The sequence below is a fragment of the Desulfovibrio piger genome, from assembly GCF_012843875.1.
GTDB lineage: Bacteria > Desulfobacterota > Desulfovibrionia > Desulfovibrionales > Desulfovibrionaceae > Desulfovibrio.
Genome location: NZ_JABAFY010000104.1, coordinates 1 through 1,550, shown reverse-complemented (window position 1 = coordinate 1,550; position 1,550 = coordinate 1). Strand labels below are relative to the sequence as shown.

Below are 1,550 nucleotides of genomic sequence, written 5' to 3'. Positions count from 1 at the left end.
TATCCTGAGACGCGAGTCCGTGACCGAAAGGTCTGAAGTTGTTGAGTCTATGCTGCCTAGAAAAGCTTCTAAGTATAGGACACGCAAACCGTACCGGAAACCAACTCAGGTGGGTGGGATGAATAATCCAAGGCGCTCGAGAGAACTCTGGCCAAGGAACTCGGCAAAATAACCCCGTACCTTCGGAAGAAGGGGTGCTTTTTAGGGTGAAGCGATTCACTCTGTCGAGCCCTGAAAAGCCGCAGAGAAATGGTGGTGGCGACTGTTTACTAAAAACATAGGTCTGTGCCAAGTCGTATAGACGACGTATACGGACTGACGCCTGCCCGGTGCTGGAAGGTTAAAAGGAGGAGTCAGCGCAAGCGAAGCTCCGAATTGAAGCCCCAGTAAACGGCGGCCGTAACTATAACGGTCCTAAGGTAGCGAAATTCCTTGTCGGGTAAGTTCCGACCTGCACGAATGGCGTAACGATCTCCACACTGTCTCGGCCAGAGACTCGGTGAAATTGAAGTCGCGGTGAAAATGCCGTGTACCCGCAGAAAGACGGAAAGACCCTGTGCACCTTTACTATAGCTTGACATTGGGATTTGAGCCTGCATGTGTAGCATAGGTGGGAGGCTGTGAACTCTGTACGCCAGTATGGAGGGAGCCATCGTTGAAATACCACCCTTGTTTGTTCAGGTCCCTAACTCTTCGCCGTGATCCGGTAAGAGGACAGTGTCTGGTGGGTAGTTTGACTGGGGCGGTCGCCTCCCAAAATGTAACGGAGGCATGCAAAGGTTCCCTCAGGCTGATTGGAAACCAGCCGTCGAGTGCAAACGCAAAAGGGAGCTTGACTGCAAGAGAGACATCTCGAGCAGGTACGAAAGTAGGTGTTAGTGATCCGGTGATCCCGAATGGAAGGGTCATCGCTCATTGGATAAAAGGTACGCCGGGGATAACAGGCTGATCGCATCCAAGAGTTCACATCGACGATGCGGTTTGGCACCTCGATGTCGGCTCATCACATCCTGGGGCTGAAGCAGGTCCCAAGGGTACGGCTGTTCGCCGTTTAAAGTGGTACGCGAGCTGGGTTTAAAACGTCGTGAGACAGTTTGGTCCCTATCTTCTGTGGGCGTAGGAGAATTGAAAGGGCCTGTCCCTAGTACGAGAGGACCGGGATGGACACACCACTGGTGGACCTGTTGTCGTGCCAACGGCACAGCAGGGTAGCTATGTGTGGAAGGGATAACCGCTGAAAGCATCTAAGCGGGAAGCCTGCCTTAAGATAAGTTCTCCCTGACGCAAGTCCTGAAGGGCCGAGGTAGACGACCTCGTTGATAGGCTGGAGGTGGAAGCCCTGTGAGGGGTGGAGCTGACCAGTACTAATAGCCCGTGCGTCTTGTTTCTCGAAAAAACCTTCCATCCCTGTTTCAATAAATTTACCAGATTTCTTTGGTAGCCATAGAGGAGAGGGTACACCCGACCCCATTCCGAACTCGGAAGTTAAGCTCTCCATCGCCGATGATACTGCATAACGTCATGTGGGAAAGTAGGCCGCTGCCAAAGAT

At 52.5% G+C, this 1,550-nt stretch carries 2 rRNA genes; both read left to right on the top strand.

What is annotated here, in order from left to right:
• Positions 1–1,389, top strand: a 23S ribosomal RNA gene (locus HF854_RS12300); the annotation flags it as partial.
• A 44-nt stretch (positions 1,390–1,433) separates the two neighbouring features.
• Positions 1,434–1,548, top strand: a 5S ribosomal RNA gene (gene rrf / locus HF854_RS12295).
• The last annotated feature ends 2 nt before the right edge of the window (positions 1,549–1,550 follow it).